This window comes from Planktothrix sp. FACHB-1365, from assembly GCF_014697575.1.
In the GTDB taxonomy this organism is placed as follows: domain Bacteria; phylum Cyanobacteriota; class Cyanobacteriia; order Cyanobacteriales; family Microcoleaceae; genus Planktothrix.
This window is the reverse complement of the sequence record NZ_JACJSC010000050.1, coordinates 1-25,371: the sequence shown is the minus strand read 5'-3', so window position 1 is coordinate 25,371 and position 25,371 is coordinate 1. Positions and strand designations below refer to the sequence as shown.

The 25,371-nt window shown below is 39.4% G+C and carries 26 protein-coding genes and 1 pseudogene; 12 read left to right on the top strand and 15 right to left on the bottom strand.

Annotation, left to right across the window (positions count from 1 at the left end; translation table 11 throughout):
- Positions 1-6: 6 nt before the first annotated feature.
- Entirely contained in the window at positions 7-135 is a 129-nt protein-coding gene (locus H6G57_RS27870; RefSeq protein ID WP_375539548.1) for a transposase, read from the top strand.
- A 3-nt stretch (positions 136-138) separates the two neighbouring features.
- On the opposite strand, the gene H6G57_RS27865 is transcribed toward H6G57_RS27870, so the two are convergent.
- From H6G57_RS27865 to H6G57_RS27855, 3 genes are all read right to left on the bottom strand, one after another.
- Positions 139-303, bottom strand: coding sequence for a hypothetical protein (locus tag H6G57_RS27865; protein WP_190524961.1), 165 nt, complete (start codon positions 301-303; stop codon positions 139-141).
- 63 nt (positions 304-366) lie between these two features.
- The gene (locus H6G57_RS27860; protein WP_190524959.1) at positions 367-861 is read right to left on the bottom strand and encodes a hypothetical protein; all 495 of its coding nucleotides are present in this window, start codon (positions 859-861) and stop codon (positions 367-369) included.
- A 347-nt stretch (positions 862-1,208) separates the two neighbouring features.
- Positions 1,209-2,069, bottom strand: a complete 861-nt coding sequence (locus tag H6G57_RS27855) for an SDR family oxidoreductase (protein ID WP_190524957.1) — start codon at positions 2,067-2,069, stop codon at positions 1,209-1,211.
- 275 nt (positions 2,070-2,344) lie between these two features.
- Between H6G57_RS27855 and H6G57_RS27850 the strand changes: the two genes are divergently transcribed.
- The 4 genes from H6G57_RS27850 (at position 2,345) to H6G57_RS27835 (ending at position 4,375) form a co-directional block, all read left to right on the top strand.
- Positions 2,345-2,584: a hypothetical protein gene (locus H6G57_RS27850; protein WP_190524955.1), complete on the top strand. Its 240-nt coding sequence runs from the start codon at positions 2,345-2,347 to the stop codon at positions 2,582-2,584.
- Positions 2,577-2,951, top strand: coding sequence for a type II toxin-antitoxin system RelE/ParE family toxin (locus H6G57_RS27845; protein ID WP_190524954.1), 375 nt, complete (start codon positions 2,577-2,579; stop codon positions 2,949-2,951). The genes H6G57_RS27850 and H6G57_RS27845 overlap by 8 nt, the downstream gene beginning before the upstream one ends.
- A 103-nt stretch (positions 2,952-3,054) precedes the next feature.
- On the top strand, positions 3,055-3,639 hold the full coding sequence (locus H6G57_RS27840) for a Uma2 family endonuclease (RefSeq protein ID WP_190524952.1): 585 nt from the start codon (positions 3,055-3,057) through the stop codon (positions 3,637-3,639).
- Positions 3,640-3,793: 154 nt separating this feature from the next.
- Positions 3,794-4,375 (top strand): Uma2 family endonuclease, encoded by a 582-nt coding sequence (locus H6G57_RS27835; protein ID WP_190524950.1) that lies wholly within the window; start codon positions 3,794-3,796, stop codon positions 4,373-4,375.
- Between the two features lie 23 nt (positions 4,376-4,398).
- Here the strand turns inward: H6G57_RS27835 and H6G57_RS27830 are convergent, their stop codons facing one another.
- On the bottom strand, positions 4,399-4,974 hold the full coding sequence (locus tag H6G57_RS27830; protein WP_190524948.1) for a tetratricopeptide repeat protein: 576 nt from the start codon (positions 4,972-4,974) through the stop codon (positions 4,399-4,401).
- 150 nt (positions 4,975-5,124) lie between these two features.
- Complete coding sequence (locus H6G57_RS27825) at positions 5,125-6,309, bottom strand: 1-deoxy-D-xylulose-5-phosphate reductoisomerase (RefSeq protein WP_190524946.1); 1,185 nt, start codon at positions 6,307-6,309, stop codon at positions 5,125-5,127.
- Positions 6,310-6,429: 120 nt separating this feature from the next.
- On the opposite strand from H6G57_RS27825, the gene H6G57_RS27820 reads away from it, so the two are divergent.
- Entirely contained in the window at positions 6,430-7,944 is a 1,515-nt protein-coding gene (locus H6G57_RS27820; protein WP_190524944.1) for a DUF2079 domain-containing protein, read from the top strand.
- A gap of 74 nt (positions 7,945-8,018) precedes the next feature.
- Here H6G57_RS27820 and H6G57_RS27815 read toward each other — a convergent pair whose 3' ends face one another.
- From H6G57_RS27815 to H6G57_RS27805, 3 genes are read right to left on the bottom strand one after another with little or no spacing between them, the layout of a single operon-like run.
- The gene (locus tag H6G57_RS27815) at positions 8,019-9,197 is read right to left on the bottom strand and encodes a hybrid sensor histidine kinase/response regulator (RefSeq protein WP_190524942.1); all 1,179 of its coding nucleotides are present in this window, start codon (positions 9,195-9,197) and stop codon (positions 8,019-8,021) included.
- A gap of 13 nt (positions 9,198-9,210) precedes the next feature.
- Complete coding sequence (locus H6G57_RS27810) at positions 9,211-11,973, bottom strand: ATP-binding protein (RefSeq protein ID WP_190524940.1); 2,763 nt, start codon at positions 11,971-11,973, stop codon at positions 9,211-9,213.
- A gap of 38 nt (positions 11,974-12,011) precedes the next feature.
- On the bottom strand, positions 12,012-14,045 hold the full coding sequence (locus H6G57_RS27805) for a GAF domain-containing protein (RefSeq protein ID WP_190524938.1): 2,034 nt from the start codon (positions 14,043-14,045) through the stop codon (positions 12,012-12,014).
- Positions 14,046-14,276: 231 nt separating this feature from the next.
- Between H6G57_RS27805 and H6G57_RS27800 the strand changes: the two genes are divergently transcribed.
- Complete coding sequence (locus H6G57_RS27800; protein WP_190524931.1) at positions 14,277-15,023, top strand: pantothenate kinase; 747 nt, start codon at positions 14,277-14,279, stop codon at positions 15,021-15,023.
- Here H6G57_RS27800 and H6G57_RS27795 read toward each other — a convergent pair.
- The 3 genes from H6G57_RS27795 to aat form a co-directional block, all read right to left on the bottom strand.
- Positions 14,926-15,825 (bottom strand): alpha/beta fold hydrolase, encoded by a 900-nt coding sequence (locus H6G57_RS27795; protein ID WP_190524929.1) that lies wholly within the window; start codon positions 15,823-15,825, stop codon positions 14,926-14,928. The two genes, H6G57_RS27800 and H6G57_RS27795, sit on opposite strands and share 98 nt — an antisense overlap.
- A gap of 27 nt (positions 15,826-15,852) precedes the next feature.
- Positions 15,853-16,320 carry an NUDIX domain-containing protein gene (locus tag H6G57_RS27790; protein WP_190524927.1) on the bottom strand — a complete coding sequence of 156 codons (468 nt, stop codon included), beginning with the start codon at positions 16,318-16,320 and terminating at the stop codon, positions 15,853-15,855.
- A 303-nt stretch (positions 16,321-16,623) separates the two neighbouring features.
- The gene (gene aat / locus H6G57_RS27785; RefSeq protein WP_190524925.1) at positions 16,624-17,199 is read right to left on the bottom strand and encodes a leucyl/phenylalanyl-tRNA--protein transferase; all 576 of its coding nucleotides are present in this window, start codon (positions 17,197-17,199) and stop codon (positions 16,624-16,626) included.
- Positions 17,200-17,254: 55 nt separating this feature from the next.
- Here aat and H6G57_RS27780 point away from each other — a divergent pair, with 55 nt between their 5' ends.
- Both H6G57_RS27780 and H6G57_RS27775 read left to right on the top strand, forming a co-directional pair.
- Positions 17,255-17,674, top strand: coding sequence for a hypothetical protein (locus H6G57_RS27780; protein ID WP_190524923.1), 420 nt, complete (start codon positions 17,255-17,257; stop codon positions 17,672-17,674).
- A gap of 49 nt (positions 17,675-17,723) precedes the next feature.
- A pseudogene (locus H6G57_RS27775) lies at positions 17,724-18,050 on the top strand (hypothetical protein); the annotation flags it as partial.
- Between the two features lie 70 nt (positions 18,051-18,120).
- Here the strand turns inward: H6G57_RS27775 and rpsN are convergent.
- From rpsN to rseP, 3 genes are read right to left on the bottom strand one after another with little or no spacing between them, the layout of a single operon-like run.
- Positions 18,121-18,423 carry a 30S ribosomal protein S14 gene (gene rpsN, locus H6G57_RS27770; RefSeq protein ID WP_072721335.1) on the bottom strand — a complete coding sequence of 101 codons (303 nt, stop codon included), beginning with the start codon at positions 18,421-18,423 and terminating at the stop codon, positions 18,121-18,123.
- A gap of 37 nt (positions 18,424-18,460) precedes the next feature.
- Entirely contained in the window at positions 18,461-19,144 is a 684-nt protein-coding gene (gene nth / locus H6G57_RS27765) for an endonuclease III (RefSeq protein WP_190524921.1), read from the bottom strand.
- A gap of 9 nt (positions 19,145-19,153) precedes the next feature.
- Positions 19,154-20,257, bottom strand: a complete 1,104-nt coding sequence (gene rseP, locus H6G57_RS27760) for an RIP metalloprotease RseP (RefSeq protein ID WP_190524919.1) — start codon at positions 20,255-20,257, stop codon at positions 19,154-19,156.
- A gap of 309 nt (positions 20,258-20,566) precedes the next feature.
- On the opposite strand from rseP, the gene gcvT reads away from it, so the two are divergent.
- A complete protein-coding gene (gene gcvT, locus H6G57_RS27755; RefSeq protein WP_190524917.1) occupies positions 20,567-21,688 on the top strand; it encodes a glycine cleavage system aminomethyltransferase GcvT in 1,122 nt (373 codons plus the stop codon).
- A 196-nt stretch (positions 21,689-21,884) separates the two neighbouring features.
- On the opposite strand, the gene mrdA is transcribed toward gcvT, so the two are convergent.
- Positions 21,885-23,726, bottom strand: a complete 1,842-nt coding sequence (gene mrdA / locus H6G57_RS27750) for a penicillin-binding protein 2 (protein WP_190524916.1) — start codon at positions 23,724-23,726, stop codon at positions 21,885-21,887.
- Positions 23,727-24,310: 584 nt separating this feature from the next.
- On the opposite strand from mrdA, the gene cysE reads away from it, so the two are divergent.
- Both cysE and H6G57_RS29835 read left to right on the top strand, forming a co-directional pair.
- Positions 24,311-25,126: a serine O-acetyltransferase gene (gene cysE / locus H6G57_RS27745; RefSeq protein ID WP_190524914.1), complete on the top strand. Its 816-nt coding sequence runs from the start codon at positions 24,311-24,313 to the stop codon at positions 25,124-25,126.
- Between the two features lie 126 nt (positions 25,127-25,252).
- On the top strand, positions 25,253-25,371 hold a 119-nt coding region (locus H6G57_RS29835; protein WP_375539509.1), incomplete at its 3' end, for a MerR family DNA-binding transcriptional regulator.

The following is a 25,371-nucleotide window of genomic DNA, read 5'->3' as shown; positions in this document are numbered from 1 at the left end:
TATTTTATTAATCGAACAACCAGTGGAGTCATGGAGGGATTAAATAACCGGATCAAATTAATTCTTCGTCAAAGCTATGGCTTCAAAAATTTTGAGATGATGCGTGAAAAGCTACTAGCTTGTCTTTCTTTATAAGATTTACTTATCACCATAGGTACAGGAGAACCATTGTCCTTGATCAGCCGGATCACCATAAGGATCTTCACTAGCGGGATAGACTCGCCGATTTTCATCATCATTATATTGCTGATTATCAGGATTTAAGAAAGAATCAGCCATTTTTCGTAAAAAACCATCAACCATGATTTTGTTCCTTTTTCTATGAATTAAATTGGCGAAAAAATTGTTAATGAAGCGATCGCTTTTTTAACGAGCCGGGACAGAATTCTGCACAACATCATTGATATCTAAACCTGAAGTTCTGCCGTTATATCCCTTAAAATCTTCATAGGCACGGGCTTCTTCTTCAGGAACCTGAATTCCTTCCGGCGGAGGAGTAACCCAATGGGCGCGACCTTCTGCATCTCGATAATAAACACGACCATTTTTAGATAAATAATGTTTACCTTGTGGCCCGTTTTCTGGTCGATTTTTATGTTGGTTATAGATGTAGTAAAGAGCCGCCGCCCCGACTAAAATAGCCACTTTTTGACCATTAGATAATCCCGGTCTCGCTTGAGATTGTCGTGAAGGTGGAGGCGCAACAGTTCCCCCCCTGGTATCGTCCACCGGAGGCGGAGGACTATTATAACTTTGAGAACCGCCACAAGCATTTAAAAAGGGAACCATCAACAACCCAGACATTAATAACGCCATAGGTTGTGAAAATTTGTGACGTTTTGGGGGAGATAGTGTTTGCATTGCGCCTCCTATTTTTCAAGGGAAACAGGATAAAGGATAAAAACAGTTTTTTTGATTGGTGCTGTTATTAAATGTTTTAAAATTCAGGCTAAAAAAATTAAAACAAAAACAGCCTTCTATAACCAAACAGCCCAGAGTTTAGGTGCTGTTTCTATTTTTTAATTTTGGATGAAATGATTTAATTAAACATCTCACTATAGAAATAAAAGCAAAAACAATATTGAACCAGAAGGACTATATAGAACGGTGTGTACTCCTGTCAGCTAGATCACAAAAACCCGGTTTCATAAAAGTTACCGGGTCTTTAATGTTCACTGTCTTAGAAGAGATTGAAAACAAATCAATGCTTATCCATTGACCACTTCACCCCCGTTGGGATGCAGCACTTGTCCGGTCATATAAGAGGCATCTTTTGAAGCTAAAAACACATAACAGGGGGCAACTTCCGCAGGTTGACCGACCCGTTGCATGGGGACTTGTTGACCGAAGGTGGCGACTTTATCTTCAGGGAAAGTTGCCGGAATTAAAGGAGTCCAAATCGGGCCGGGAGCAACGGCATTCACCCGAATATTTTTCTCAACTAAATTTTGAGAAAGGGCGCGAGTAAAGGCAACAATAGCTCCTTTTGTTGAGGAATAATCGACTAAAGTGGGATTACCTTGATAAGCAGTAACCGAGGTAGTATTGATAATAACGCTACCCGGATGCAGGTGATTAATGGCAGCTTTGGAAAGATAAAACATTGAAAAAATATTCGTGCGGAAGGTACGTTCTAACTGTTCTGCACTAATATCTTGGAAGTTTTCTTGAGGATGTTGTTCGGCTGCATTATTGACTAAAATATCTAGGTGTCCGAACTCTTCGGCGGTTTGTTTAACGGCTTCCCGACAGAAATCTTCATCCCCAATATCACCCTGAATTAATAAACAACGGCGACCTTCTTGTTCGACGAGTTTTTTTGTTTCTTCTGCGTCTTCTGTTTCGTTTAAATAAATAATAGCAACATCAGCACCTTCTTTGGCGTAGAGAACGGCAACAGACCGCCCAATTCCACTATCACCACCCGTAATTAAAGCGGCTTTATCTTTGAGTTTATTACTGCCTTGATAGTCGGGGTCAACAACTAATGGAGCCGGATTCATTTCCGTTTGCAATCCAGGTTGTTGATTTTGATGCTGGGGGGGTCTTTCTTGTTGTTGAGTTGGCATAATTAGATTCTTCAAAGATGAGGTTTACACCAGAAATTAGAATTCTTTTCTCTGTTAAAAACAGTAGGAATTTTAAGCGTGTTTCTTCCTCTGTCAGAAGTGATAAATTAATGTAAATTATAAAAATATAACGATTTTAACGATGAAATTGCTAAAATAGGAGTAGAACAAGCAATTGAAACCGATGAAGAGACAGTGATTATTTGGATTAACTAGCAACTTGAAAGATTAGGAACAAATCTAAAAACTACCACTTAAACCATTTTGGAGTAGCAATGAAAGCAGTTAAAGTCATGGCAATGATTAATGATCAAGGACAACTAACCTTAGATCATCCTCTCCTAACAGATAAAAATAGCCGTGTAGAAGTTATTGTTCTAATTCCAGAACAGACAGATCTAAATGATAAATCTCAAGCAGAAGTCTTAGCAGATTTTCGTCAAGCTTGGCAGGAAGCAATGACTGGACAAACTATTCCAGTTGCTCAACTTTGGGAAGGAATTGAAGATGTCTGAGCAGCCTTTAATTCAAGTTGAAGTTTCGCCAACATTCAAACGAAATATACGCACTCTTGCTAAGAAATATCGCAGTATTCGGAATGATATACAACCCATCATCGAACAACTTGAGAGGGGAGAGTTACCAGGAGATCAAATACCGGAAGTTGGTTATGCAGTCTTCAAGCTGAGAGTCCGAAATAGCGACATTCAAAAAGGTAAAAGTGGTGGCTACCGTCTAATTTACTACATCAAAACAGCAACGGCAATTATTTTACTGACGATTTACGCCAAATCTGAACAAGTTGATATTGCCGCAGATGATATTCGGAGCATTATTAGAGAATTTGAACAACAGGCGACAGACAGTAAAGAGGATGTCTAAACAACTCCTATAAATTGCTAAAATAGGAGTAAAATGAACGATCAAAAAAGACAGCAATTATTTGGATCAATCAGCAACTTAAACTATTAGGAGTCAACCTACTATGATTGCTCAAACTGAGACAAAAAACTACACCCCTGAAGAATATTTAGAACTTGAAATTGCCTCAGAAACCCGCAATGAATATCGTAATGGAGAAATTATTTCGATGACTGGTGGAACACCCGACCATAACGAAATTGCAGGAAACCTTCACACTTTGCTCAAATTAGCCTTAAGAGGTCAATCTTATCGCATTTTTATCACAGATCAACGCCTTTGGATTCCAGCAGTTAGCCTCTATACCTATCCTGATGTAATGGTACTTCAAAAGCCCCTAGAACTGCAAACTGGACGCAAAGATACGGTATTAAATCCTTGCTTTATTGCGGAAGTTCTATCTAAATCGACCCAAAACTATGATCGCAGTGAAAAATTTGCTTCCTATCGCACCATTCCCACTTTCCAAGAATATCTGCTCATTGATCAATATCGGATTCATGTCGAACATTATGTTAAAACTGCTGTCAATCAATGGATGTTTTCAGAATACGACGATCCCAATATTACCCTATCCTTGAGTAACTTTGAAACGCAAATTTTAATCGCTGATCTCTATGAAAATATCGACTTTAATAATCAATATTAGAGAATTTGAACAACAGGGGACAGACAGTAAAGAGGATATCTAAAAAACTCCTCAAAATTGCTAAAATAGGAGTAGAACGAGCAATTGAAACAAATGAAAAGACAGCAACTATTTGGATCAATCAACAACTTAAACGATTAGGAGTCAACCTGCTATGATTGCTCAAACTGAGACAAAAAACTACACCCCTGAAGAATATTTAGAACTTGAAATTGCCTCCGAAACCCGCAATGAATATCGTAATGGAGAAATTATTCCGATGACTGGTGGAACACCCGACCATAACAAAATTAGTGGAAACCTCTACATTATTTTAACTCTTGCTCTGAGACGTAAACCCTATGAAACTTTCCATGTAGATCAGCGCCTTTGGATTCCAACAGTTAGCCTCTATACCTATCCTGATGTAATGGTACTTCAAAAGCCCCTAGAACTGCAAATCGGACGCAAAGATACGGTATTAAATCCTTGCTTTATTGCGGAAGTTCTATCTAAATCGACCCAAAACTATGATCGCAGCGAAAAATTTGCTTCCTATCGCACCATTCCAACTTTCCAAGAATATCTGCTCATCGATCAATATCGAATTCATGTTGAACACTATGTTAAAACTGCTGTCAATCAATGGATTTTTTCAGAATACGACGATCCCAATGTTACCCTATCCTTGAGTAACTTTGAAACGCAAATTTTAATCGCTGATCTCTATGAAAATATCGACTTCAACAATCAATAATAAAAAAGGATAAAATTATGATTTTAACTCAAATGTTTAAGACGTTCAACAGCCTCTAAAGCTTTTAAATAGTAATCAATATTTCCTGTATTTTGAAATAAACTAGCTGCTTTCTCCAAATCAGCAATCGCTTTTTGTATATTTCCTAAGTCTTGATGGGTTAATCCTCGATTATAGTAGGCTTCAGCATTATTTTCATCATAATTTATAGCTTGATTGTAGCTAGATAGTGCTAACAAATTTTTCTGTAATTTTCTTAAAGTATTACCTTTGTTATAATAAGCTATAGGATTCTTAGGGTCGATTTCAATAGCTTTATCACAATCTTGAATTGCTTTTTCAAGATTCCCTAACTTCAAATAACAAACTCCTCGACTAATATAAGTTGCTACACTATCAGGTTTAATCATTAAAACCTGATTAAACTTTTCAATAGCTCCTTTATTATCTCCCTTTTTTGCTTTTTTTAATCCTTGATTATGAATTTCTTTTATATTATTTTTATCTAATGTTTGCATTTTTTTCTGTAAAATCAGATATTCTTCTGGCGTTAAGGTTTCTATAATTTGTATGAGGGCATCAATGAGTTTATTATTCATATTATTTATAAGCCAACAATGAATTAAACCTTAAGAAATCCTTAGATCCCTTTGTAGGGGTGAGGCACGCCTCACCCCTACAAGTTTTGTAATCTCAGGAAATTGATAAAAGCAATTCAACTTTTAGCGAGTTACCCCTTTTATTACAACTTAAACCGCAACTTTTTGACCAATTTTTTCAGAAGCTGCAATCACTTCTTGTCTTGACCAACGATCTGCTTCTATAATATCTTCTAAAGTCGGGTCTTGACGGTTATCAATTCGATGGCGATCGCAAGTTAATTCAATCACACGAGGAATATCTAAAAACTCAATTTTTTCCTCTAAAAATAAAGCAACCGCCTGTTCATTTGCAGCATTTAAAACCGCAGGCATCGAACCCCCAGCCCTGCCCGCAGCATAAGCTAAAGACATACAAGGATATTTTTGATCATCCGGTGCTTTAAAGGTTAAACTTCCCGCTTTAACGAGATCCAAACGTTCCCAATTTGTATAAATTCGTTCCGGCCAAGACATGGCATATAATATCGGTAAACGCATATCCGGCCAACCCAATTGAGCTAAAACAGAGGTATCTTGTAATTCAATTAAAGAATGAATAATACTTTGAGGATGAATCACAATTTCAATATCATCATAATCCAATCCAAACAAGAAATGCGCTTCAATCACTTCTAATCCTTTATTCATCATTGTTGCTGAATCAACGGTGATTTTTTTACCCATTGACCAGTTAGGATGGGTAATCGCATCCGCCACTTTTACGTCTTTTAATTTCTCAACAGGCCAATCTCGAAATGCACCCCCAGAAGCGGTTAAAATAATTTTCCTTAATCCTCCTTTGGGTACTCCTTGTAAACATTGAAAAATTGCTGAATGTTCGGAGTCTGCTGGTAATAATTTAACCCCATGTTTTTCGATTAACGGATTGACAACCGGCCCCCCAGCAATTAAAGTTTCTTTATTAGCCAAGGCGATATCTTTTCCGGCTTCAATGGCGGCAATGGTGGGTAATAATCCCGCACAACCGACGATTCCGGTAACAACCGCTTCCGAGTCTCCATAACGAGCAACTTCGATGATTCCCTCATCCCCAGCTAACAAAATCGGTTGGGGATTAATATCGGCGATGAGAGCTTTTAAGTCCGGTAATTGGTCAGGATCTGAAATCGCAACAATCTGAGGGTGAAAGGCGCGAATTTGTTGGGCTAACAGGGTGATATTCCGTCCGGCGGCGAGTCCGACAATCCGAAACTGTTCGGGAGATTCTGCTACAATGTCTAAGGTTTGAGTCCCGATGGAACCTGTAGAACCCAAAAGTGTAATTGCTTTCATCTTTTCTTAAGAACTATTTGATATAACCATAGTACGATGGTTGATCCCCATTGCTGAATTCCCCTTGACAAATGTTTCAGAAGATTCACAACTCAGGTAGACTAAATTGCGGTGTGAATCATGAACAAAATGCAAACTTACCCTGACCATTCCGAAGTTTCAACGTCCATTAACACGAAGGGCTTATTTTCCTTTTCGATTTGGAAAATTATAGCGATTGCCACAATTATTCTATTTTTATATAGCAGTCTGCGTCATTTCTTATTTCAATCAACAGCTTATGATTTAGGAATTTATGATCAAATTATATACTTAATGAGCCAAGGAAGTCAACCTATTTCTTCCTTTTTAGGGTTTCATTTTTTAGGCGATCATGCTGCCTTAGCTATCTATCCTTTAGTCTTCTTATACAAGCTATATCCAACGGTTTATTGGTTATTTTTAGTTCAGGCAATTTGCTTGGCTTCAGCGGCTGGAATTACTTGGAAATTAGCGCGTTTATCGGGATTAGATCAACGATTAGCATTAGCGGTTGCCATTGCTTATTTGCTGTATCCTGAAATTTTTAATATTAATTTATTTGATTTTCACCCCGATGTTTTAGCAGTTCCGGCAATTTTTGGAGCAATTTTAGCAGCTAAACAGAAAAAATTTATCTGGTTTATTCTAGCAATTCTTTGGATTTTAGCTTGTAAAGCGGTGTTTAGTTTAACCGTGATTGCCATTGGCTTGTGGTTAATCTTTTTTGAACAACGTCGTTTCTCTGGAATGATAGCCATTGCGTTAGGAATTGCTTGGTTTTTACTGGTGACTCAAGTTATGATTCCCTTTTATAGTGGTCAAGAAGCCGCCGGAGTTTCTCGCTATCCCTATTTAGGAAATTCAGTTTTAGAGGTTGTTGTTAATACTCTTTTTAAACCTCAATTTGTCTTCGGGAAATTATTATCTATCGAGACTTGGGTTTATTTCTTGGAATTTAGTATAGCAGTCATTTGGTGGTTAAATCCTCAAAAGTTTATCGCTTTAATTCCCGCCATTCCAACTTTATTACTGAATATATTATCCGTTGACCCCATGCAACGCAGTTTAATCTATCAATATTCTCTCCCAGCGTTACCGTTTTTATTCTTAGTAATGATTAGAACTTTAGCAGAAGAAAAACCGGGACTGGGGAATAGTTTATGGGGTTTATGGAATAAATTTCAGAAGAATACCTTCTCTAACTTCTCCCATCTGTTCACAATTCCCCATGCAAAACTCCCCCAATGGATTGTACTTTGGTCAAGTTTAGTCTTCTTATTATGGGGAGATCATACCCAAGTTTTAGGCTATTTTACTCGCATTGATAATTGGTCAGCAACCCGAAATGCCGTTACCCAAATCCAAACTAAAGGAGGCGTTTTAACCGATAACCGACTTGCACCCCATTTCACCCATCGAGAAACCATTAAATTACTGAATCAAGTGTCACCGGACTTTGATTTAAAAGAATTTGATTATGTCATTTTAAATTTACGCCATCCTTGGCCGGATACAAAAGATTTAGGGGAAAAATATGTCACTCAATTGAAAGCAAAATCTAATTTTAAATTATCCTATGAAAAAGATAATGTGTTAGTGTTTAAGCGAATTTAATCGAATTTCAATCGGTAAAAGCGAGAACAATACCTTAAAATATTGCCCTCGATTTTACCGATTTTCTACTCTATTTATTCGAGCCAAACTGGAAGGGTAAACCAAAAAGTTGCCCCTTGGTTAGGACTAGAAATTACCCCAATTTTGCCCCCATGAGCGGTAATAATTTGCCGACACAGATATAAACCTAATCCTAACCCTTTTATTTTGCTGAGATGGTTTTCTCGTTGAGAAAGGTCAAACAAAGTTTCCAGATCTTCGCTATTAATTCCCACCCCATTATCAGAAACAGTACAGCGAACGAAAGACGGATGATTTTCTGCTGAAATTACTTCGGCTGCAACCGTTAAAGTAATCCCTGGATCGTTATATTTAATTGCATTAGAAAATAAATGTTCAAATATTCGCAAAAGTTGGTGAGAATCTGCTTTAACTAAAGGTAAATTTTGAGAAATATTACTTTTTAATAAAGCTTGATTTTTGGTAATAATCGGTTGCCAATCTCCTACTAAAGTCTGAATGAAAGTATAGATAGACAGGGGTTTACACTCTAAAGAAACCCCTTGAATTTCGATATCCGTTGTTTCCACTAAAGAATTAATCAAGGTTAATTGGCGATCGCAACTATTCACCATCCGTGCTATAATATCTCTAGGGACAATAATACCCGATGAATCTGACACTAAATTTTTGGTCAGTAAACTTTTTAATCCTTTCAAGATTATTGTCATCGGATTTTTTAAATCCTGGGATATGGCATGAATCAACAAGCTTAATTTAGATTCTATATTTTGACGGTGTTGAATTTCCTGTTTTAACTGTTCATTTTGTGCTTGTAGTTGTTTTTGTTGTTGACGAATCATCAATTGAGTTTTCACCCGAACTAACACTTCCTGAACATGAAAAGGTTTACTAATATAATCGACTCCCCCGACATCAAACGCTAACACTTTATCTAAAGGATCATTTAAAGCGCTCAGAAATATAATGGGAATATCCTGATAATTAACAGACTCTTTCAGAAATTTTGCCACTTCATAGCCATTCATTTCGGGCATCATAATATCTAATAAAATTAAATCAGGAAGAATCGCTTCCACCGCTTGAATAGCGCGTTTTCCATTCATGGCTTTGCGAACTTTATAACCTTGTTCTAATAACATGGAAGATAACAAACGTAAATTATCGGGGGTATCATCCACGATTAAAATATCTACAGGTTGAGCAGGAGAAGAATCAGAAGAATGAGTCATAACTTTAAAAAAATTAAATTACAAGTTTTGTGATATCACTAATGGTATCTAATCGAAATTCATCTACTAATAATGTCAGAATTTCTGCTAGTTCTACTTGAGAATCAGGAATTTGTTGAATTAACTCACTAACCCAGCTATCATCTCCACTCACCGCCGCCTGATGCAATTGTTGAACCCATGCTAACGGTATTTTCTGAAACATTTCTGGCGTTAAGGATTGAATTGAGTTGACCGATGGGGAATCCTGGGGACTTTCGTTTTCATAGATATATTGAATTCCCAAATATTGAGCCATTTTATCAAATAATTCCGCCTCTTGAAAAGGTTTTCTGACAATATCATCACATCCGGCTTCTAAAATAATATGTTCTTCATCCTGTAACGCACTCGCCGTTAAAGCAATAATCACCGTATTTTTTCCTTGGGGTCTTTGTTTAATCTGACGAGTTGCGGTATATCCATCCATCACAGGCATTCGCATATCCATCCAAATTAACTGCGGTTGATATTGTTCCCAAACTTGAATTGCTTCTAACCCATTCTCAGCCTCAAGAACTTCAAATCCGATGTTTGTTAATAACCGTTTCACTAATAACCGATTTTCAACAACTTCATCAACAACTAATATTTTATAGTTGGGTTGATTCGGTAATAAACCGATAACTTTTCTTGGAGGTTGCTGGCGTGAACTTTCTGAAAATTCTGCCTGAGTTGTCAATATTGTAAATTGAAAAATACTCCCCACCCCAAATTGACTACTAACGGTAATATCTCCCCCCATCATCTGCACAAACTTTCGACTAATTGCTAACCCTAACCCTGTGCCTTGTTGGGATTTTTTGCCGGATTCCGTTTGCACAAAAGCATTAAATAAATCCTGAATTTCTTCGGGTCTAATTCCCATTCCAGTATCTTCTACTTCAAAACTCAGATACAGTTGATTGTTACTGTTTTCTCCAGGTAAATGTTCCTGAAAGGGTAAGGGTTTTACCCGCAATATTACTTGACCTTTTTTCGTAAATTTAAGCGCATTCCCCAATAAATTAATTAACACCTGACGTAATTTTTTCTCATCACTAATAATATACCGAGGAACCTCCTCACCAGATTGAACTATAAACTGAAGTCCCTGAGAAGTCGCTCTAATTTTCAACATTCCTTCTAAGGTATCCAAGAATTGATAAAGATCAAAACTTTGTTCAATTAATATAATTTTTCCCGCTTCTATTTTGGATAAATCTAAAATATCGTTAATCAGTTCTAATAAATGTTCACCACTGCGATTAATAATCTTTAACTCTTGAGAACCTTGGGAAAAAGTGGGGTTGCGGGACATCAATTGACTAAACCCTAAAATGGCATTTAATGGCGTTCTTAACTCATGACTCATATTCGCCAAAAAGGTACTTTTAGCACGATTTGCTGCATCTGCGGCTTGTTTTGCTTCTTCTAATTCATGGGTTCGTTCTGCAACTTTCTGTTCTAAACTTTTTGAATATTCTTCTAATTTATTATAAGATTGTTTTAACTGAATTCGCATTTGATTAAACGCTTGCGCTAACCGTCTTAATTCATGAATGGGTTTGTGGTGAATGGGTGTTCCCCAATTTCCTTTAGATAACCCATCCGCCGCTTGACTGAGTTCAAAAATCGGTTGACTCACCCAACGACTGGTAATAATTCCTAAAATAATAGCCAGTCCTAACGCTCCTAAACATAATAAAATAGTAATGCGATTATTTTCATGGATATGTTGCATAAAATCCGATTCAGGAATCACCACGACGACGAACCAGTTTAAACCATACTGATCTTTGTAGGGAAGAACTTGTAGAAAATGTTTTTGTCCATTCCAAGTAAATTCTAATTGTTGTAATGTTTGAATTTGGTTAAATTGATGAAAATTTTGAATTAAATATTTCACCGTTGATTGAGTTAATTGATTAGAACTTTCAATCGCTTTTAAGGGTTTTGCGATTTGATTTTCTTCCGATTTAATATAGGGTTTTTCTTCTGTAGAAGTGGCTACTAATTGTCCTAACTCATCTACAATAAAAGTCTGAGCAGCAGGACTAATTTTAATATTATGTAAAAAATCTCCAATTAATTCTAATAGTAAATCAACCGCTATTAATCCTTTAAGATTACCCGTTTGATCATAAATCGGTGTAGCCAAAGTAATTCCTACATCTCCTCTGGAAAAAGTATAAACACCACTCCATTTTGTTTGATTCGCTTGCATTGCTTGTTGATACCAAGGTCGAGTTTTAGCATCATAAAGATCAGTAGCAATCCGTTGAGTTCGATTTCCTTTTTCATCTAATTGATAAATCGCTCGTTTGGGAAAATTTTCACTAATTAAAGAAAGAAATCCTTGAGAAGAAGTATAATTAACTAAAACAATTTCTCCTTCAGGATTAGCAAAATAAATCCCTTGAATAGATTTTAATAATTGAATTTGTTTAAAAAATCGTTGTTCTAAAAGTTGAGAATTGTTTAAATTTAAAATTCCCAATTGAACGGCTTCTGCATTAATTTGATTTAAAAAATAAGGTTTAGCTAAATAGTTATCCAAACGTTCTTGAATCCGATTTGCAATTTCTTGTTGTAATTGCGTGACTAAATCATTAATTGCTTTTTGTCCATTCCGATAGGATAAATACCCTGTTAATCCGACCGCAACAATAATTTGTAGCAGAAACGGAATAATTAAAACTGTTCGCAACCGAACTTTCCCTGATAGTTGCCTGATATAATGATTAAAAGGGTTCATGGTTAGCCCTCAAGGGGAATTGCCCTGATAATATCATGTTATTGGCAAGGAATCTCAATGATAAATTCTGTTCCTTGTCCGTCTTGACTCTTAAATTCCAACTTCCCGCCATGACCTTTAACAATCACTTGATAGCAGATAGCCAGTCCCATTCCTGTCCCTTGACCTACAGGTTTTGTTGTAAAGAAAGGATCAAAAATCCGAGATTTAATGTCATCGGGAATTCCTAAGCCATTATCCTGAATAATAATTTGGATAAAATCAAAGTTTTTATTAGCAATTTTAATCGTAATTTTTCCATCTTTACCTCGCTCCTTAACCGCATCAATCCCATTATTTAAAATTTGAAAAAACACTTGATTAATTTGACCCGCAAAACAATTAATTTTAGGAATTTTTTCATATTCTTTATGGACACTAATTTGATTCATTTTATGTTCTAATAAACTTAGACTACTTTCTAACCCTTCTGTTAAATCAACAAATTTTAATTCCGATTCATCCAAACGAGCAAAATCTTTTAAGCTATTAACAATTGAGCGAATTCGCACACTGCCTTGTTCCATAGAATCAATTAACTGGGGAAAGTCTTCTTGAATAAAATCTAATTCGATTTCTTCACTGATTTGACTGACAAACTCTGCCATTTCAGGACTAAATTCTCGACATTGATTTAAAGCATTTACCAAATTATCAACATACCCTCTGGCATGGGAAATATTAGCATAAATAAAGTTATTAGGATTATTAATTTCATGGGCAACTCCCGCTACCATTTGACCTAAACTTGATAGCTTTTCACTTTGAATCAGTTGCATCTGGGCATTTTTGAGTTCTTCTAAGGTCGCTTGTAACTGTTGAGTTTGAAGTTGATATTGCCAAGCGGTTTCTTGAACTTGGGTATAAAGTTGTGCTTGTTTAATAGCAATCGCTAATTGATCTGCGAGTTGTTGTAATCCTTCAATTTCCCAAGATTTCCAATAGCGAGGATGACTACATTCATGAGCAATTAATAATCCCCAAAGTTGATTATTAGATTGATTTTGTTCTGTTTCTCCCCCCATTAATATCGGGACAACTAAATTAGCTCGGACTTGTAACGCAGCTAAAAAATTCAGATGACAGGGATCTAAATCCGATTGATGAATATCATTAATTGCTCGAACTCGTCCATTTTTATAGAGGTTCCCATGTTGTTCAGGAAAACAATTATCTGTGATTTTATCCCCAAAAATTGACGGCCAAGGCACTCGATAATCCTCAACTTTAATTTCTCCTTGCCAACCGTCTATAAACTGATAAATTACGACTCGATCTGTATTCAAAACCTGCCGAACCCCTTGAACAGCAGTTTTTAAAATGGTATTTAATTCTAAACTACTGCGAATTTGATTAATCACTAACCGTAATAACGCTTCTTGTTCCGCTTTACAGCGAGTTTCTTGATATAATTGAGCATGATGAATGGCGATCGCTAAAGGAGATGCAATTCCATCTAACAGTTGAATTTCCCAATCTTGCCATTCCCGTTCTCGATCACATTGCTGAAGTCCAATAATCCCTTGAACTTCCCCTTGATAACGAACAGCAATGGCTAACATGGATTGAATTTCTAACTGATCAATTAAAGCTTTTGTTGTTTCTCCTAAACCCGGAAAGTCTTGAAATTTTGTTACCGCCAAAGGTTGCGATTGAGACAATAAAACCTGTAAATGCCGATTATCATTGACGCTGAGTTTAATTCCCAGTTGACTCGAATATTCCCCCGAATTATATTCACCTCGCGTCATAAATTCCTGCTCAGAGTTAGATTCTTTGACTAAAACACTCACCCGACTACATTTTATAATTTGACCCAGTTGTTGACAGGCAGAACTTAAAACTTTATCTAAATCTAAGGTACTAATAATTTCTTTATTAATCTGATTAAGTAGATCATAAAATTGAATCTGATGTTGATCTATATCGTCTTGCGATAAGGCAATCGAAGCGAGTTTTTCAGATTCACAATAGCTGAACATAGAGTTTTTGGGCCATGAACAGTAAGGAGCATCTAAATGAAGTATAGACATAGGAATGTACTCCATAAAAATTAAATTTTGATTTCCAATTTTTTAAGTTAAAATGAAGAAAAAATATCAGGTTAAAGGGGTTGATATTAAGAGATTAATCATCCCGGCGATCATCAGATTTTCGTCTTCACCGGAAACAGATCAGGTTTGAAGATGCACCCTCAACCCCAAAGGTTCTGTAAAGATATCTTAAGATATTGTTACATAAAAAAAAACTATTTCTTAAGATAGATGCGTCAATTCTCTTCATCCTCGATAGTCAGTGAACAGCCTTGGTTTGGATTAATGCTGGGAAATTCCCGCCGACATTGGGCTAAACTAGCGGGTACAACCGTATTAGAAGCTTGGGATCAGGAAAATACGGAGCAACCCCCAACCTTCACAGACAATCTGCCCTTACTGGTGGCCTCTGTGGTTTCCGAACCCACTGAATACGGGGCAACATCCCCCCAGGTGCGAGCGTTAACCTTGGCAGACGTTCCCCTGAAGGAGATGTATTCAACTTTAGGCATTGATCGAGCCTTAGCTGTTTTCGGAGGCGGAACCTGCTATGGATGGCCAATTTTAGTGATTGATGCCGGAACAGCCCTGACTTTAACTGGAGCAGATGCCCACCAACGGTTAGTCGGAGGGGCTATTTTGCCCGGTTTAGGTCTGCAACAATCTTCCTTAGCCCAAAGAACGGCCACGTTACCAACGATTGAATTTTCCCAAAATCTACCCCAACGCTGGGCAACCGACACCCCAGAAGCCATTCAGAGTGGAATTATTTATACGCTATTGGCGGGAATGCACGATTTTATCAAAGCATGGCAAACAGAATATCCTAATAGTGCTGTTATTCTCACAGGAGGGGATCGCACCCGCTTACACCGTTACTTTACCAAGCAGTTTCCTGATAGGAAGACTCATCTTTTGGTTGATCCTCATCTAATATTTCGGGGGATGGCGGCTCTGAAAACTGAACATGGGTGGTAATAAACGTTCTAATCGATTGAGCAATCACTTCTGGCATTTGTACGGGTAAATTCGGTTGTCCGCCCTCAATAATTTGACATTGAGCCATCGGTGTAATTTCGGAATAGGTTTTACTGTGTTGATCAGCAATGGCAGTATCTTCATTTCCTTGTAAAACCAAAGTCGGCAACCTCAACTCATGGAGACGTTGATTCAGCATTTCCCCGTGAATTTCCGCCCACCGACGCTGATATAACAATTTATTCGCAACGGGCCACTGCAACATCATCTGGCGTTGGTTTAACTCAGCCTTAATTTTTTTTCCTTTTCCAAATAGACACGCTAAGGGATAAATCAGTTTCAAAAACCAAACCAAGGGGGAAAAATTAGCCGCTAATTGTCGGATTCGTCCCCATTCTTTTTTATAGTTGGGAAATTCCACTCCCTCCGGGGCAATCACCACTAAGCCTTTGACAGCATCGGGATATTCTAAAGCATAACGAGTGGCAATCCATCCGCCCAAACCGTGACCCACTAAACAAAATTCCTTCAGTTTCAGGGATTTAATTTGTTCGGCTAAACACTCCACTTCCAAACTAATAGAAGGGTGAATTTTCGTAAAAGATCGAGATTCTCCGCATCCCAAAACATCCGGTGCAACACAATGATATTCAACACTTAAATGCTGCATTAACGGAATCCATTGACTACTATCAGCCCAAGACCCATGCAGAAAAATAATCGTAGGGCCATAGCCTGCTTCACGCCAAAAAATCTGGCCTTGGGGAATTTGAACCCGGAAATGATGGAATAATTGATACATCCTAATTATTAATACAGTGGACAAACCTTAAGCTAACGTCGTCAGACCGTTTAAATAGTCCTGAAGATGACGTTCACAGTCATGACTGAAATCCGTGGGGAGGGATGTGACATCAAAGGCTTTAACCTCCGTAATTTCATGGATGTCCTGAACTTGACAGTTTCCTTGAACATCCGCTTCCACAACCACACAGATAGAATGAATTCGAGGATCTCGATCTGGCGACGAATATACACCCACTAAACGTCGAATTTTCACTAATTCTAACCCAGTTTCTTCAGCCAATTCCCGTTGAATTGTAGTTGAGATTTCTTCGCCCCAGTCTACCATGCCTCCCGGTAAAGCCCATTTGCCATTATCTCGACGTCGCACCAAAACAATTTGGCCATTAGGCAAAATGGGAATAATACTGGTTCCAGGGACAGGATGACGAAAAATAATCCCTAATACCGTTTGTCCAAAATTCCAAAACTGTTTCGCCCGTGATAAAACCAAAGTGCCTTCCTTCTCCTCTGATTAGACAACTCTCAACCCTTTATAGCTAGATCTTCACAGTTTTACATTCTTGGGACTTTGCCTCCTATCCGTAAAAAAATTGGATTCAAACGACGCTATGACGACACACACCCATGAATTATCTAAAATAATCATATTATTTCCTGGGTATCTTCCTTAACATTCTCCCTATCCAGGAAGCGGATTCATACTTTTGCCAGTTTCAGCAGAGGTTTTAAATGATTACGACCTCAGTACAGATTGCTAGGACAACGGCTAAAACGATTAGCATATCAACTGAGCCTAAAAAGAACAAGGTTGAATAATGGCTTTTTTGAGAAGTTTTTTATAATCTTGATTTTTTATAATATAAGAGCCAAATCGTTCTAAATGGGGATTATTCATTTGAGCATCAAAGAGAATAAATTTTCTTTCAATTAATCGTTCTACTAATTTAACCATTGCCACCTTAGAACCATCAGGAATATTAAAAAACATCGATTCTCCAATAAACGCTCCCCCAATCACAATACCTAATATTCCTCCGGCTAACTCACCTTCTTTCCACGTTTCAAAACTATAGGCAAACCCGGCTTTATTTAAGGCGTGATAAATTTGCTTTAATTCCGAGGATATCCACGTTTCTTCCCGATTAGCGCACCCTTCCACAACAGCGTTAAAATCTTGATTAATCGCAACCGTAAACCGATTTTGATTCAAAACCCGTTGCAAAGAACGCGGATAACGAAATTGTTCATTCAGGGGAATCAGCGCCCGTTCTCGACTAGAATACCATCCCAGGCTATCTTCCCCATCATTTGCCATCAAAAAGTATCCTTGTGCATACCCTTGGATAATGGCGCTAACATCATATTGCATAGGTGACAAACTTTGCTATGATTTGAATACGATATTAACGGCTATTACCTCATCTATGCTAAATCTTAATTCATCCTTTATGTTGGAAAGTACCTTAACAAAACTCCTCAACAAAACGGAGAAAACTTGGGGCTATCTGCAAATCTATCAACGGGGGGAATTTTACTATCTCAGTATTCCCGGACATGGGGAAGATATTCTTAAATTTAAAGGAAATGATTCCACCTATTCTTATCAATTATATTGGTATAAACGTCCAAATCCTTCTGTCTTTGTCGAAGCCAAAACTCAAAAAACCTATAGAAAAGAAACGAAAACTTATGATAAAGCCAAAAGCTTTCAAGTTTGTTTTAAACGAGAAGCGAATTCTATAGAGTCTGCCATTAATCGACTATTTGCTGAATTAGTGAAAACTAAAATTTCTGAAGAATACACCGGAAAAGACTCTCCTATTATCACCCTGGTTCAAGACTAGAATCCTTCAATTTTATCGTCAACTGTCAACTATCAACTTTCAAGCCTATATGAATGAACCGATTACCCCAATTACCTTACCCCCTAGTGAAAATCTCCAACAGGAAGGAGAATGGTTAAAACAAACCTTACACACTTGGTTAGATGAACAATTTATCCCCGAAGCCGTCAATGAAACCATAGCAGAACGCGCCGCTAAAATTTATATTCGTCAACGCATGGAAGGGGAAAATGATGTCGGGTCTTTAGTGATTGCGATTGTTACCGAAATGGAATCTTTTGATTTTTCAAAAAGCTTTTTTGGGGAATTTGCAATTGCCAATGCCGTTAGTGATTTGTTATTAGATAGTTTAGGCATTGAGCGCTGCTGTGGACGGGAACGATTCGTACACCAACCGTTATCAGGGCGAGAAAACCCCGCCCCAAAAACGGATGAGGAATAGTCTGTTACCAACTGGACTTGACAACGCCCGGTAATAACCCTTGGTGCGCCATTTCGCGGATGACGTTGCGAGATAATCCGAAATCCCGATAATAGCCTCTGGGGCGTCCGGTTAACCAGCAACGGTTACGCACCCGGGTTTTAGAACTATTGCGAGGTAATTGTTGAATTTTGCGGTGAATTTCCATTTTTTCCAGTTGAGACTCTGCTTGCTCAAACTGTTCTTTTAGTTCAGCGCGTTTTTCAGCATATTTCTCTACTAATTTTTTGCGCTTTTTATCGCGCTCAATCATGCTTTTCTTAGCCATATTAAGGCTGTCTTCCTCCTAAATGATTATTTATGCTTTAGCCTAGACGTTTTTCTGCGTTGGGGACGGTTGCCCCTTGAACAGATGGGCATAAATCAGACAATTCACAATTATAACACGCTGGACTCCTGGCTGTACAGATAGCGCGACCATGATAAATTAAGCGAATTGACCAATTTTCCCAGTCTTCTTGGGGAATCAACTCCATCAAATCCCGTTCTATCCGAATGGGGTCAGTCTGGGTTGTCAGTCCTAACCGTTGACTCAGGCGTTTGACATGGGTATCCACCGTGACCCCCATATTAATCCCATAGCCATGACCTAACACCACATTAGCCGTTTTCCGAGCCACTCCAGGGAGTTCTAACAACTGTTCCATCAGTTTTGGAGGTTGTCCCCCGTATTTTTCGGCGATGAGTTGACAAGCTGCTTTAATATGGCGAGCTTTATTGCGATAGAACCCCGTTGACCGGACTAAGGTTTCCAGTTCTGTCAGGTCGGCTTTCCCTAAACTTTCGGCGTCAGGAAATCGAGCAAATAAGGCTGGAGTCACTTGATTGACTCGTTCATCTGTACATTGGGCTGACAGAATTGTTGCCACTAATAATTGCACTGGAGTTTGATAATTTAAACTACAAGTTGCATCAGGATAAAGGCGTTTGAGTCGCAATAAAATTTCTAAAGCCCGTTGTTTTGTTCCCCGCTTTTTCTGAGTTACCATATTGATTGTTTACTGGGGAAAGAGCGATCGCACCCAACTTAAATCGGCTAAATTAACGGTATCTCGAATAATCAAGAAAACCCCTAATCCTAATAACAGCATTAACCCGGTTTGCATCACACTTTCTTGGACTTTATCGGGTAAGGGTTTCCCGCGCAACGCTTCAATTAATAAAAATGCTAATTGACCCCCATCTAAAGCCGGAAGGGGGAGAATATTAATGAACGCCAAGTTAATACTAATTAAAGCTGCAAATTGAAACAAATTTCCCGCATCTGAACGGGCAATATCAGCCCCAATTGCCACAATTCCTACAGGGCCAGATAACTGTTCTGCGGTTTCACTAAAGTTACTAATCAGTTGACCAAAACCGGATACGGTTAAATTAATAATCCGTTGAAATTCCGTTGCTCCTTCGGTAAACGCCTGAATGGGGTTTGCAGCCCGATGACGAACGACAGTTCCATTAGACGTTAACTGGACTCCAATGCGACCTTTCCCATCATTTCCCGGTTCAGGAACGACTTTGACGGATACAAGTTGATCCTGTCGTTTAATCTCCATAGATAAGGGTTGATTCGGATTATTTTGAATCACATTAATTAAGGTTTTAATGGAAGTTTCCGAAGCTCCTAAATCCTGACCGTCTACAGCCAAAATAATATCTTTCGATTCAATTCCGGCTCGGTTAGCCGCCGAGTTCACATCTTGAGCGACTTCGGCAACTTTCACCCCCGGTTCATAATTAAAACTGGGAACCCCAATAATCCCAATTTGAGTGACTAATAGAAAATAGGCAAAAATTAAATTAGCAATCACCCCCGCACTAATCACAATTGCCCGATCTAAAACGGGACGATTACTCAGTAAATTGGGGTCATTTTTAGGAATGGTACTCTCAGGATCTTCATCAGGAAATCCTACATATCCTCCTAATGGAAGACCTCGAATAGCGTATTCGGTTTCTGGGCCTTGATATTTCCACAATATCGGGCCAAAACCAATAGAAAACCGATTAACATGAATATTTTGGAAACGAGCGGCTAAAAAATGCCCCAATTCATGAACGACAATTAACACTGCAAGAACTGCGATCGCTGCCAATACTGACATGAATAAGTCCCGTAAAACAACATAAGAGCGGTTCTAACTATTCTAATATCAGTTGCTGAAGGTTGACCGCTTTGCACTGAGCTCACGCTGAAGTATCGCAGTGTTGACCGTTGGCATGGGGTTATTCAACAATCGGTTTTAACAGTATTATGATCAAACAGGAGTAATTCAACGATTGACCTAAAACCCTATCAACAGTCAACAGTCAGTAGAGACGTGCCTTGGCGAAGCCGGTTCATGCCGTAAGGCTATTGCCGTAAGGCTTTTGGTACGTCTGTACACAGTCAACAGCTAACAGTCAACACCAATATGACAATGACCCTTTCTCGTACTCCCCTGTATAACGTCTCCGTTGAACTCAATGGCCGCATGGTACCTTTCGCCGGTTGGGAAATGGCGGTTCAGTTTACAGGAATTAACCGAGAACATGAAGCCGTCCGACAAACTGTAGGAATGTTCGATATTTCCCACATGGGTAAATTTATTCTGCGAGGAGAACATTTGATTGAGGCGTTACAGTCCCTTGTGCCATCAGATTTAAGCCGTTTACAACCGGGTGAAGCCCAATATAGTGCTTTGTTAAATGTTCAGGGAGGAATATTAGACGATATTATTTTTTATAACCAAGGTATTGATCCGATCACCAACCAACCCCAAGGGTTAATGATTGTGAATGCAGCAACTCGCTCACGGGATAAAGCTTGGATTAGCGCTCATATTGAGGATCACGGGGTAACATTAGAGGATTTATCCAGAGATCAAGTTTTATTAGCGGTTCAGGGGCCACAAGCAGAAGCAGTATTACAACCCTTTGTTAACGATAATCTTTCTGACGTTAAATTTTTTGGTCATATTACTACAACAATCTTAGGACAACCTGCCTTTATTGCCCGCACAGGATACACCGGAGAAGATGGATTTGAAATTATGGTTGATCCGGCTATGGGTGTGGAATTATGGCAAAATTTAGCTACAGCCGGGGTAATGCCTTGCGGTTTAGGGGCAAGAGATACCCTGCGTTTAGAAGCGGCAATGGCATTATATGGGCAAGATATTGATTTAACCACAACTCCTTTAGAAGCAGGTTTAGGCTGGATTATTCATTGGGAAACCAAAGGAAAATTTATTGGTCGTCGAGCATTAGAACAACAAAAAACAGCCGGAGTCAAGCAAAAATTAGTCGGGTTAGAAATGCAAGGACGATATATTGCCCGTCACGGATATCCGGTTTTATGCAATGGAGAAAAAGTCGGAGAAATTACCAGTGGAACTTTATCTCCAACTTTAGGAAAAGCTATTTCAATGGCCTATGTTCCTACAAAATTATCCAAAATCGGTCAATCCTTAGATGTGGAAATTCGCGGCAAAACCTATCCCGCCGTTGTTGTCAAACGTCCCTTCTATCGTTCTCCTCATCGGTTGAAGAAATAGGACAAGGAGACAAGGGGACAAGGGGATGAGGGGACAAGGGGATGAGGGGATGAGGGAAAAGTAAGTAATAGTCATTAGTCATCGGTCATTAGCTGATTGATGCTTAACTCTTAGACTGATAACTGATACAGACGCGCCATGGCGCGTCTCTACACTGATAACTGTCAACCGTCAATAGCCAAAGGTCAATCCTTGGTTATGGAGTTGGGGGTTCCTCGGTATTTTGGGCGTTGACGTCTTCTGAAGCAGGTTTGCTTTTATTAAAATAAGTTTGGAAAATAGCTTTAGCCACAGGGGCAGCGGATTTAGACCCATAACCCCCATTTTCAACCACAACCGCGATCGCAATTTCAGGTTTGCTGGCAGGCCCAAAAGCCACATACAGAGAGTGAGAGGTTTGTCCTAACACTTCTGACGTTCCAGTTTTACCCCCCGTTAAAGGAATAGACCCATCATTCATCACGGTGGCTGTCCCATACTCAACTACAGAAATCAAGCCTTCTTTGATCACCTGAACAACTTCTGGCTTCATGCCAGTAGGCTCCGGTTTTGCTGTTGCTGTATGGGTTAATTCCTCTAACAAATGGGGTTTCACCCGATATCCCCCATTGGCAATGGAAGCCACCATGACCGCCAACTCTAATGGTGTTGCTAACACAGCCCCTTGACCAATGGACATCGTAACGGTATCCCCTAAATACCAAGGTTCGCCATAGGTTTTTTCCTTATTCTCCGGGGTGGGAATAAATCCTTCTGACCCTTCTTGTAATCCTAAAAGGTCTAAACTGGTATTTCCAATCCCCAACCGTTTACCCCATTCGGCAATGGCTTCCGGGCCAACAGCCATCCCCAGTTGATAATAAAAGGTGTTACTACTGAAGGCTAGGGCATCTCGAAATCCAATCACCCCATAACCTCCACTATGTTCGTTAAAGGTAATTCCCCCGACCGTAATCGAACTATAGGTCTGCTGCATGGAATCAGGACTAAATTTACCCGAACCCATCCCCGCCGCCGAGGACACAATTTTGAAGGTACTCCCCGGTGGATAGCCTTGTAGCGCTCGATTTAAAAAGGGATCATCCTGGTTTTGTAGTTCTTCCCATTGTTTTTGGCTAATGGGTTTTGTAAATATATTGGGATCAAATCGGGGGCTACTAGCCATCACCAAAATTTCTCCCGTTTTGGCATTTAAGGCAACGGCGGCCCCCCGTTGATCTCCGAGGGCTGCTTCTGCTGTTTTTTGTAAGTCTAAATCGAGGGTTAATTTAACATTTTTTCCCCCTTTAGAGGGACGTTGACCTAATTCTCGCAATTCTTGGTTCAAACTATTCACTTCAATTAAGCGAGAACCCCAGACCCCAGAGAGGGCTTCATTGGCTCTGGCTTCAATCCCCAACTGTCCGACAATCATCCCCATCGGCCATTGTGGGTGTTTTTTCAACTCCTCCGCCGTCGCTTCACCAATATAGCCCAAGACCTGTGAACCTAAACTTCCTTGAGGATAATAACGGTTAGATTCCGTTCGGACTTCCAATCCGGGTAACTCGGCCGATTTTTCTCCTAACCAAACAAAGGCCTCTGGCGTTAGAAACTGAGTAATTCTGACGGCCGTAGGGGAGTGATACCCGACTTTTTGAATGGGGGCTAAAATCTTTTCCGGGGTCATGTTCAGGACGGGACTGAGCATTGTGGCAATTTGTGACCATTGCTCAGGGGTTTGTTCCTTGGGCCAAACGTATAAGGCACGGGTTAAATGATTCGCCGCTAAGGGTTTATTGTTGCGATCTAAGATATAACCCCGATTAGAAGGAATGGGGATTAACCGAATCCGGTTTTCTTCGGCTCGTTCTCGGTTTTTCGGGCCATCTATCAGTTGCAATTGCACCAGACGAAAAGAATGCACACCCATTGCCAGGGTTGCTAATACCATCAATAACACCGCACGATATAACGGACGAATCTGTCGTCTTTGATGATTCCGCAAAGGAATTGTGGTTTGATGAACATCCGTACCCCAAGAATAATTGCTCTCCATATCCCCAAATTTATTACGGTATAGACTGTTAACTGTTGACAAATGGTTCGTGCGTGGTGCTTAGACCCCACCCGATTAGTTACCCAAGCACCAAGATAGTACGACTAATATTACGACTAAACTTATCCAATGGGGCAAGTGTAGACTACCGATTACATCCAGGGGAAATAAAACAACCCCCTGAGTAATCCATAGCGTTGCCAATATGATCACACTCATGAAGAATAACAGCATAATCGTCAGGGAAAAAACGAATAATCAGTGGACTCAACCCAAAAAGCTGAATTTCAAAACCGGGAATTGCCCGTAAGTCGATACAAAATCTGATATAATTTAGGTTCGATCTGCAACTTCAATACCATAAGCGATCATCCAAGCTAATCGGTAGAGGTTGAAAGATAAAGTTTTTGGATCTTGGGAACCTGGATTCCTGCCTTGGGAAGGAATGTAAGTCCAAAAAAACTACGGAGTTTTTAAGGTATTTCCTAACTGAAGCGGGAAGCCCATTAGCAACCGTATAGCGGAAGTTTGGGGAGTTCACAAGGGGAAAAGTGGTTTGTATAATAAAAATGGGTTATTAATCGATGCTCAAGACCCTTCAAGATGATTTTCGTATTATTTTTGAGCGTGATCCTGCCGCTCGCAATTGGTTAGAAGTCCTGTTTTGCTATCCAGGTCTTCAGGCTTTGGTCTTCCACCGTCTTGCCCATGGGTTGTATGTTTTGGGACTGCCCTTTATTCCTCGTCTGATTTCCCACATCGCTCGGTTTTTGACGGGAATTGAAATTCATCCCGGTGCTGTGATTGGTAAAGGGGTCTTTATTGATCATGGCATGGGGGTTGTGATTGGTGAGACGGCTATTTTAGGAGATTTCTGCCTAATTTATCAAGGAGTAACTTTAGGGGGAACCGGAAAGGAAAGCGGGAAACGTCATCCTACCCTGGGAGAAAATGTTGTTGTTGGAGCCGGAGCTAAAGTTTTAGGCAATATCCAACTGGGTAACAATGTTCGGATTGGGGCCGGATCGGTGGTACTGCGGGATGTTCCTTCTAATTGTACCGTTGTGGGTGTTCCGGGTCGCGTTGTCTATCGCTCTGGGGTTCGGATCGAACCTCTCGAACATGGCAGTCTTCCTGACTCAGAAGCCCAGGTGATTCGGATGTTAGTAGATCGGATTGAACTATTAGAACAGCAAGTCCAAACACTGCAACAACAATCTTCTACTGATCCTAATCAACTAGAAGCGGCTCTCAAATTAGACTACTCCCCTGACTCAAATCAGTTAACCTTTGGAGAACGGACAACCGATATTGATGAAGAATACTCGGTTTTGGCAGCAACCCATTGCCGTCTTAAAGATCGCACCATTCAAGAGTTTTTAGATGGTGCTGGAATTTAAAGCGGGCTTGTTATAGCACTCTAGGCTAAGGTACTAAAACCCTGCACTTTTGCTCAAACATAAGTGGGGGTTACTCAACAGTGTAAGTTTTGTTGACAAATGCTAATGTATGCTATAGTTTAAGACATGGCATACATACCACTCAGGAAAGCGGTCGAATTTCTGGGTCTACATCCAAATACGTTGAGAAAATATGCCGATGAAGGGAAAATCAAAAGCATCAAAAACCCGGCAGGGCAAAGACT

Excerpts from the sequence above, each read along its gene's own strand:
- H6G57_RS27835 (WP_190524950.1), top strand. The coding sequence starts at position 3,794 with ATGATTGCTCAAACTGAGACAAAAAACTACACCCCTGAAGAATATTTA.
- H6G57_RS27865 (WP_190524961.1), bottom strand. The coding sequence starts at position 303 with ATGGTTGATGGTTTTTTACGAAAAATGGCTGATTCTTTCTTAAATCCT.
- mrdA (WP_190524916.1), bottom strand. The coding sequence starts at position 23,726 with ATGGAGAGCAATTATTCTTGGGGTACGGATGTTCATCAAACCACAATT.
- rseP (WP_190524919.1), bottom strand. The coding sequence starts at position 20,257 with ATGTCAGTATTGGCAGCGATCGCAGTTCTTGCAGTGTTAATTGTCGTT.
- H6G57_RS27810 (WP_190524940.1), bottom strand. The coding sequence starts at position 11,973 with ATGAACCCTTTTAATCATTATATCAGGCAACTATCAGGGAAAGTTCGG.
- H6G57_RS27830 (WP_190524948.1), bottom strand. The coding sequence starts at position 4,974 with ATGAATAATAAACTCATTGATGCCCTCATACAAATTATAGAAACCTTA.
- aat (WP_190524925.1), bottom strand. The coding sequence starts at position 17,199 with ATGCAATATGATGTTAGCGCCATTATCCAAGGGTATGCACAAGGATAC.
- gcvT (WP_190524917.1), top strand. The coding sequence starts at position 20,567 with ATGACAATGACCCTTTCTCGTACTCCCCTGTATAACGTCTCCGTTGAA.
- nth (WP_190524921.1), bottom strand. The coding sequence starts at position 19,144 with ATGGTAACTCAGAAAAAGCGGGGAACAAAACAACGGGCTTTAGAAATT.
- H6G57_RS27800 (WP_190524931.1), top strand. The coding sequence starts at position 14,277 with ATGCGTCAATTCTCTTCATCCTCGATAGTCAGTGAACAGCCTTGGTTT.
- H6G57_RS27825 (WP_190524946.1), bottom strand. The coding sequence starts at position 6,309 with ATGAAAGCAATTACACTTTTGGGTTCTACAGGTTCCATCGGGACTCAA.
- rpsN (WP_072721335.1), bottom strand. The coding sequence starts at position 18,423 with ATGGCTAAGAAAAGCATGATTGAGCGCGATAAAAAGCGCAAAAAATTA.
- H6G57_RS27815 (WP_190524942.1), bottom strand. The coding sequence starts at position 9,197 with ATGACTCATTCTTCTGATTCTTCTCCTGCTCAACCTGTAGATATTTTA.
- H6G57_RS27845 (WP_190524954.1), top strand. The coding sequence starts at position 2,577 with ATGTCTGAGCAGCCTTTAATTCAAGTTGAAGTTTCGCCAACATTCAAA.
- H6G57_RS27780 (WP_190524923.1), top strand. The coding sequence starts at position 17,255 with ATGCTAAATCTTAATTCATCCTTTATGTTGGAAAGTACCTTAACAAAA.
- H6G57_RS27805 (WP_190524938.1), bottom strand. The coding sequence starts at position 14,045 with ATGTCTATACTTCATTTAGATGCTCCTTACTGTTCATGGCCCAAAAAC.
- H6G57_RS27855 (WP_190524957.1), bottom strand. The coding sequence starts at position 2,069 with ATGCCAACTCAACAACAAGAAAGACCCCCCCAGCATCAAAATCAACAA.
- H6G57_RS27850 (WP_190524955.1), top strand. The coding sequence starts at position 2,345 with ATGAAAGCAGTTAAAGTCATGGCAATGATTAATGATCAAGGACAACTA.
- H6G57_RS27860 (WP_190524959.1), bottom strand. The coding sequence starts at position 861 with ATGCAAACACTATCTCCCCCAAAACGTCACAAATTTTCACAACCTATG.
- H6G57_RS27820 (WP_190524944.1), top strand. The coding sequence starts at position 6,430 with ATGAACAAAATGCAAACTTACCCTGACCATTCCGAAGTTTCAACGTCC.
- cysE (WP_190524914.1), top strand. The coding sequence starts at position 24,311 with ATGCTCAAGACCCTTCAAGATGATTTTCGTATTATTTTTGAGCGTGAT.
- H6G57_RS27795 (WP_190524929.1), bottom strand. The coding sequence starts at position 15,825 with ATGTATCAATTATTCCATCATTTCCGGGTTCAAATTCCCCAAGGCCAG.
- H6G57_RS27840 (WP_190524952.1), top strand. The coding sequence starts at position 3,055 with ATGATTGCTCAAACTGAGACAAAAAACTACACCCCTGAAGAATATTTA.